10 protein-coding genes are annotated in these 6,478 nt (G+C 61.8%); 3 read left to right on the forward strand and 7 right to left on the reverse strand.

Features of this window, described 5'->3' with window-relative positions; genetic code table 11:
* Positions 1-223 (forward strand): hypothetical protein (locus V7714_RS20420; protein ID WP_335711385.1); only part of this gene is annotated, 223 nt, incomplete at its 5' end.
* Positions 224-440: 217 nt separating this feature from the next.
* Here the strand turns inward: V7714_RS20420 and rfbC are convergent.
* The gene (gene rfbC / locus V7714_RS20425; protein WP_335711386.1) at positions 441-986 is read right to left on the reverse strand and encodes a dTDP-4-dehydrorhamnose 3,5-epimerase; all 546 of its coding nucleotides are present in this window, start codon (positions 984-986) and stop codon (positions 441-443) included.
* Between the two features lie 21 nt (positions 987-1,007).
* On the reverse strand, positions 1,008-1,514 hold the full coding sequence (locus V7714_RS20430) for an RDD family protein (RefSeq protein ID WP_335711387.1): 507 nt from the start codon (positions 1,512-1,514) through the stop codon (positions 1,008-1,010).
* A gap of 94 nt (positions 1,515-1,608) precedes the next feature.
* Here V7714_RS20430 and bioF point away from each other — a divergent pair, with 94 nt between their 5' ends.
* Together bioF and bioH are read left to right on the forward strand one after the other, a co-directional pair.
* Complete coding sequence (gene bioF / locus V7714_RS20435; RefSeq protein ID WP_335711388.1) at positions 1,609-2,772, forward strand: 8-amino-7-oxononanoate synthase; 1,164 nt, start codon at positions 1,609-1,611, stop codon at positions 2,770-2,772.
* Positions 2,773-2,774: 2 nt separating this feature from the next.
* Complete coding sequence (bioH, locus tag V7714_RS20440) at positions 2,775-3,539, forward strand: pimeloyl-ACP methyl ester esterase BioH (RefSeq protein ID WP_335711389.1); 765 nt, start codon at positions 2,775-2,777, stop codon at positions 3,537-3,539.
* Between the two features lie 96 nt (positions 3,540-3,635).
* On the opposite strand, the gene V7714_RS20445 is transcribed toward bioH, so the two are convergent.
* The 5 genes from V7714_RS20445 to grxC form a co-directional block, all read right to left on the reverse strand.
* On the reverse strand, positions 3,636-3,998 hold the full coding sequence (locus tag V7714_RS20445) for a GFA family protein (RefSeq protein ID WP_335711390.1): 363 nt from the start codon (positions 3,996-3,998) through the stop codon (positions 3,636-3,638).
* A gap of 120 nt (positions 3,999-4,118) precedes the next feature.
* Complete coding sequence (locus V7714_RS20450; protein WP_335711391.1) at positions 4,119-5,108, reverse strand: NAD(P)H-dependent glycerol-3-phosphate dehydrogenase; 990 nt, start codon at positions 5,106-5,108, stop codon at positions 4,119-4,121.
* Positions 5,105-5,557 carry an SH3 domain-containing protein gene (locus V7714_RS20455; protein ID WP_335711392.1) on the reverse strand — a complete coding sequence of 151 codons (453 nt, stop codon included), beginning with the start codon at positions 5,555-5,557 and terminating at the stop codon, positions 5,105-5,107. The genes V7714_RS20450 and V7714_RS20455 overlap by 4 nt, the downstream gene beginning before the upstream one ends.
* Positions 5,535-5,996, reverse strand: a complete 462-nt coding sequence (secB, locus tag V7714_RS20460; RefSeq protein ID WP_284197293.1) for a protein-export chaperone SecB — start codon at positions 5,994-5,996, stop codon at positions 5,535-5,537. Before secB ends, V7714_RS20455 begins: the two co-directional genes overlap by 23 nt.
* Positions 5,997-6,078: 82 nt before the next feature.
* A complete protein-coding gene (grxC, locus tag V7714_RS20465; RefSeq protein WP_335711393.1) occupies positions 6,079-6,336 on the reverse strand; it encodes a glutaredoxin 3 in 258 nt (85 codons plus the stop codon).
* Positions 6,337-6,478 lie beyond the last annotated feature (142 nt).

The raw sequence follows: 6,478 nt of genomic DNA on the forward strand, positions 1-6,478 counted from the left end.
CTTCTTAGAGCCTGTTCAAAGTCTTTTCGCCGCGTCGCTCGCAACCTTGCCGGATGAAGGGCAAGGCGCAAGCCGCGCAGCGGTACGGGTACCGTCAGCGGCTTGCAACGCCGCCATTCGCCGGCAAGGTTACGAACCCGTAGGGCTGATCTGGAAAACGACCATTCACTGCGTTGTGGCGCTTGGCAATAACTTGTTATTGCCTGCGCACCACGCCTTGTGACTAGCCATTTTCCAGATCAGCCCAGCGGGCCGGCGCGCGGTGAAAAGACTTTGAACAGGCTCTCAGTGATTCAAGTTTATCCCAGGCGCTGACAGGGTCTGCGGCATGGGCTGTGCGCTTGGCCATAGCGGTGTCAGGCGGGGATAGTGAGGAGGGCGCCCCCTCGTGGTGCCCAGCTCGCCTCGGCGCGGGCTGGGCTTGTCGTGCTGGATGATGCCTAGTCGAACAGGTCGGCCTCGGCCAGGGGTTTGCCCTGCTGGTCCTTGCCGGACAATTGCGGTTCGCCGTCGAACTCCCAGTCTATGGCCAGCGCCGGGTCGTTCCAGGCGATGCAGCGCTCATGCGCGGGGGCGTAGTAGTCGGTGGTTTTGTAGAGAAACTCGGCGGTCTCGCTCAACACCACAAAGCCGTGGGCAAAGCCTGCAGGCACCCAGAGCTGGCGCTTGTTCTCGGCCGACAGGCGCACGCCCACCCACTGGCCGAAGGTCGGGGAGGACTTGCGTATGTCCACGGCGACATCCAGGACTTCGCCAGACGCAACCCGAACCAGTTTGCCCTGGGCTTGCTGCAACTGGTAATGCAGACCGCGCAGCACACCGCGGACTGATTTCGAGTGATTGTCCTGCACGAACTCGACATCGCTGCCGGTCAGCTCGCGGAACAGCCGGGCGTTGAAGCTCTCATAGAAGAAACCGCGTTCGTCGCCGAAGACCTTGGGCTCCAGGATGACGACATCAGGTAGGGCTGTGCGTATGGCTTGCATGCGGGTGCTCTATGTCTTGGTTTAGGCGGCGTTGACAACCTTGGTGTCGGCAATTAGGTCGTGTATGCAGCGCTTGTCATCGCGGAAGATGAACAGCACGTCGATGACCGTGAGTATGCCGCCCACCACCGGAATGATGGCCACAACCGAGATGGGCAGATAGCGGCGCAGCAGCAGCTGGGCCAGTGGCACAGGCTGGTCGCTGGTGCTGACGATGCGTATGCCTAGCAGACTCTTGCCTACTGTCTGGCCTTTGGTTTTCAGCAGGTAGCCATGGATGGCGACAAAACACAGAAAGCCCAGGCATGCCAGCAACAAGGTGGTGCCGAACGAGGGTGTCTGCCCCTTCATGGCCAGCTGCATGGTGCCAAAGGCAAAGGCCAGGGGGATGGCATAGGCCATATTGATCAGCGCATCAATCAGTGCAGCCCATAGGCGCGTCCAGCGACTGGCGAGCTCGCCGGCGCGGGGGTCGTCCTCCAGGTTGACGGTCTGGCTGGCGTAGGGATTGATGTTTGGGTCGGACATGGGTGCCTCCTGAGTATGGGCTAGTCTTTTTGCTGAGGCAGAAAGATAACAGAGCTGCCGTGGTGTGTGGCAACGGCGGTATAAAATGCCAGCCATGACTGATCGATTCCCTATGTTGGAGGAGCTGGAGGCGGGGTTGCTTGCGTTGGACGCTGGCCATCTGCGCCGCCGTCGCCGTGTAGTGAGTTCGCCGCAGGCAGTTCGCCTGGAGGTGGATGGCAAGCAGCTGCTCAATTTCTGTGGCAACGACTATCTGGGCCTTGCCAATGATGTGCGCTTGCGGGCGGCTGTGCTGGCGGGGGTGGAGGCCTATGGCGTAGGGAGCGGCGCATCGCACCTGGTTTGCGGCCACCAACTGCCGCATGAGCAGTTGGAGCAGCAGTTTGCGGCCTGGCTGGGCATGCCGGCGGCACTCGGGTTTGCCACAGGCTATATGGCCAACCTGGGGGTGATCACGGCGCTGATGGGGCGGGGTGATGCGGTGTTTGCAGACAAGCTCAACCACGCTTCGCTCAACGACGCCTGTGTATTGAGCAGGGCGGATTTTCGCCGTTTTGCCCACAATGACCTGGTGGCATTGGAGAACTTGCTGGCGGCAAGCACGGCGCGACGCAAGCTGATCGCCGTAGATGCGGTCTACAGCATGGATGGCGATATGGCACCCTTGCCCGCCCTGCTAGCGCTGGCCGAGCGCTACGACGCCTGGCTGTATGTGGATGACGCCCATGGCTTTGGCGTGCTGGGTGACGGGCGTGGCAGTGTTGCCCACTGGGAGCTGCGCTCCCCACGGCTGATCTATCTGGCCACCTTGGGCAAGGCGGCTGGCGCGGCCGGGGCTCTGGTGGCAGCTGAGACGGCGGTCATCGAGTGGCTGATCAACAAGGCACATACAGCTATCTACACGACGGCTGCACCGGCAGCCATTGCACAGGCCGCGTGTGCCTCGCTGTCGGTCATGGCGGCTGAAGGGTGGCGGCGTGAGCGCCTGCAAGCGCATATCGCCCAATTGCGCGAGGGTCTGCACGCCAGCCGCTATGCCCTGCTGCCGTCGGAGAGCGCCATACAGCCCATTGTGGTGTCGAACAGCGAGAAGGCCTTGCGGCTATCGCAGCAGCTGTGGGAGCGGGGTATCTGGGTGGCGGCGATACGCCCGCCTACGGTGGCAACCGCCCGGCTAAGGGTGACGCTGTCTGCAGCGCATGAGACGACGGATGTGGCGGCCCTGCTGGACGCCTTGCTAGAACTGGACGGTAATTAGGCATGTCTTTGTATATGGAAACCCTGGGCCAGGGGGCAGATCTGGTTCTGATACACGGCTGGGGCATACATGGTGCGGTGTGGCAACGAACTGCCGAGCAACTGGCGGCGGATTTCTGTGTGCATATCGTCGATCTGCCTGGCTGTGGCGCCAGCGATATGGTGCATCCCTACGACCTGCCCTCCCTGGCATCGGCGCTGGATGAGGCCTTCCCTTTGCCGGTGCATGTGCTGGGCTGGTCGCTGGGGGGCGCCGTGGGAACGGAATGGGCGCTGCGCTCGCCCCACAAGGTGCGCTCGTTGACGCTGTGCGCGTCCTCCCCCTGTTTCATGCAGCGGCCGGACTGGCCCAGCGCGACACCCGCCGAGACATTGACGGCGTTTGCCGACAGCTTGGCGCGGGACTATGCGGCTACCCTGGATATGTTCCTGGCGCTGCAGGTGATGGGCAGCCAGGATGGCCGCAGTGTGCTGCGGGCCCTGCAAGCCAGCCTGGCGGCGCGGCCGGCACCGCAGCAGGCGGCGTTGATGGCCGGCTTGGGCATATTGCAGCAGGCCGACTTGCGTCCGCGCATGGCCGAGGTGCAGTGCCCGGTTCTGCTGCAGTTTGGTGAGCGCGACCGTATGACGCCGCCTGAGGCTGGCCGTTGGTTGGCACAGGCAACGCAGGGGGAACTGGTGCTGCATCCGGGGGCCGGACACGCGCCCTTTATTTCGCACGAAAGCGAATTCGTGGGTGCGCAGCGGCGATTCCTGGCGGCCTTATAAAGTATCCCTTGAGGGCCATCAGCGGCTGCACCAGCATCTTGCTCACAGGTAGGGGGCGCCGGCTTGGGGAGGGATGCCTCAGGATGCCTGGTCTGCTTATGACATGGTGGCGCCGACGGCCTGGCGCACCGGGATGCCGTCAGGGTTGAAACCCTCAAGGCAATGTACGTTGATGCCAAGATGGTCAGGTGTGACGCGCTTGCGATGGAAGGGATAGATACCGCAGACCTTGCAGAAGAAGTGTCGTGCTGTCTTGGTGTGAAACTGGTACTCGGTGAGCGAGTCGTTGCCTGCCAGGAGTTTGAAGCTGCTCTCGTGCACCTTGACCATGAGTGCGTTCTTCTTCTTGCAAATGGAGCAGTCGCACATCGTCAGCTCAGGGAAGTCTGTCTCGATTTCGAATTGGACTGCGCCACAGTGGCATGCACCACGGTAAGTTTGAAGCGGGCGAGATGGCATGGCCTAGTGGGCTTTCTGAGCTTGGATGTACGGCGGAAGCCTGCCGCGTCGGCCTTCCCGCTTCTGTTGTACGCTTGCTGGGGCGCGGGATGCTGCTTGGCTGACGCGGCGGGGCTGTGCTCAGGCAGCTTCTTTTTTAACGCCACGGCCCATCAGGCCGGCTATGGCTTCTGCGGCGGGCAGGCCGTCGAACAGCATGCGGCAGACGGCTGCGGTAATCGGCATCTCGACCTGCTGACGCAAGGCTTGCTGCTGCACCGCCTGGGCGGTATTGACGCCTTCGGCCACATGCCCCAGGTTCTGGATGATCTCGGCCAGTGGTTTGCCTTCGGCCAGCAATAGCCCCACCTTGCGATTGCGTGACAGATCGCCGGTACAGGTGAGTATCAAGTCGCCCAGGCCAGACAGGCCGGTAAAGGTTTCTGGGCGGGCGCCCAATGCCACGCCAAAGCGGGTGATTTCGGCCAGGCCGCGAGTCAGCAAGGCTGCCCGGGCGTTGTGACCCAGTTTCAGTCCGTCGCTGACCCCGGCTGCTATGGCCATGATGTTCTTGACCGCGCCGCCTATCTCAGCACCGATGATATCGGTGCTGGAATAAATGCGCAGTTTGCTGGAATTGAGTGTGGCGGCCATGCTGCCGGCGAAGGTCTCATCCTCCGACGCCAGGGTCAGCGCGGCGGGCAGACCGGCGGCCACTTCCTGGGCGAAGCTCGGGCCGGTGAGGATGCCGCGCGGCACCGAGGGCGGCAGTTCGGCATCGGCTACTTCATGGGCCGGTTGCTGGGTGTCGGCTTCCAGGCCTTTGCAGGCCCATAGTACGGGCGCCTGGTTGCCCAGTGCGGTGAGGGCGCGCAGTGACGGCCGTAGGCCGGCGGTCGGAGTTACGATCAAGACCAGCTCGGTGCCTGCCAGCACACGCGGCAGGTCTGACTCCAGGGCCAGGCCTGCAGGGAAGCGTTGGCCAGGCAGGTAGCGGCTGTTCTCGCCGGCTTGCTGCATCTGGGTGATTTGCTCGGCATTGCGGGCCCATAGTGTGACCTGATGGCGCTCGGCAAAGCTCATGGCCAGCGCGGTACCCCAGGCACCAGCGCCCAATACGGTGATTTTCATAGGCCCCAGACCTCTTCTATGCGGATATAGCCTTGCGCGCCGTCGCGATGCCTGACCTTGACCCAGCCAGTCTTGCCGGTCTCGAGCAGTTCGAATATGACGTTCTTGTCGGCGACGAACAGCAGCGGGGACTTGAGGTCGGCGGCGCCATGTACCTCGGCCCGGTTAACCGCGATGACGACATTGCGCTTGGCGTTGAGCGTGGCTTTGGCCACCCAGGCCAGCGTACCCGACTGATCACGCACCCGTAGCCAGTCCTTGTTATCGACCAGCACCTCCACCGGCAAGCCTTTGCTGGCGACGAACAGCTTTTTGGCCTGGAGGGAGGGTGCATCATAAAAAACCGCGCCGTGTTCCGCCACCGAGCGGAACTCCAGCGCGGTGGCGGAGAGGGCGGCTAGGCCAGCAAGGCTGGCTGCCAGATACTTACTGAACAGTTGCGGGCGCATCTTGGCTGGCTGCCTGAGCTTGACGCTGGCTATACAGCTGTTCGAAGTTGATGGGTGCCAGGATGACGGGCGGGAAGCCGGCACGGTTGATCAGGTCAGACACCACTTCGCGCACATAGGGGAAGAGAATGTTGGGGCAGGCGATGCCGAGGATGGGCTCGAGATCTTCATTGGGGATGTTGCGCACCTGGAAGATACCGCCCTGGGCCACTTCGGCCAGGAACACGGTTTTCTCGCCCACGCGAGCCGTCACGGTGACGGTAAGCATGTTCTCGTAATAGCCTTCGTCGATAGCCTTGCTCTCGGTATGCAGCTGCATCTCGATTTCAGGCTGATTGGCTTCGAGGTAGATCTGCGGTGCGTGGGGGACTTCCAGCGACAGGTCTTTGACGAAGAGTTTTTCGATGGAGAAAACGGGTTGTGCTTGCTGATCGCTCATGGCGACTCCTGCTGAAAACGATTGAACTGTTGATAAGAAATGGCGGGCGAATCATCGCAGATTCAGACAGCATATGCCATGTTTAGCGACCAAGCAGGGTATCGAGCTTGCCGGCGTGATCCAGTGCGGCCAGGTCGTCGTAGCCCCCTACGTGAAAGTCGTCGATATAGATCTGTGGCACGGTGCGGCGGCCGGTGCGTGACATCATTTCGTCGCGGCGGGCGGGATCCAGATCCACGCGCACTTTCTCGTCTATGGCAACGCCCTTGCTCTTGAGTAGCTGCTCGGCACGTATGCAATAGGGGCAGACGCCCGTGCTGTACATGGTGATGGTAGGCATACGTTTTCCTGGCGGTATGTTCGGGTGGGCTGCGCAGATGCAACCTATCTACTGCATAAGTTGTGGGTGAGGCTTGTGATTTTCAAGTGGCCCATGCTATTCGCGCGTTCACTAAACTTATATAGCAAATTTCGATCGTCAC

It is taken from the genome of Chitinimonas sp. JJ19 (assembly GCF_036961565.1).
Taxonomy (GTDB): domain Bacteria; phylum Pseudomonadota; class Gammaproteobacteria; order Burkholderiales; family Chitinimonadaceae; genus Chitinimonas.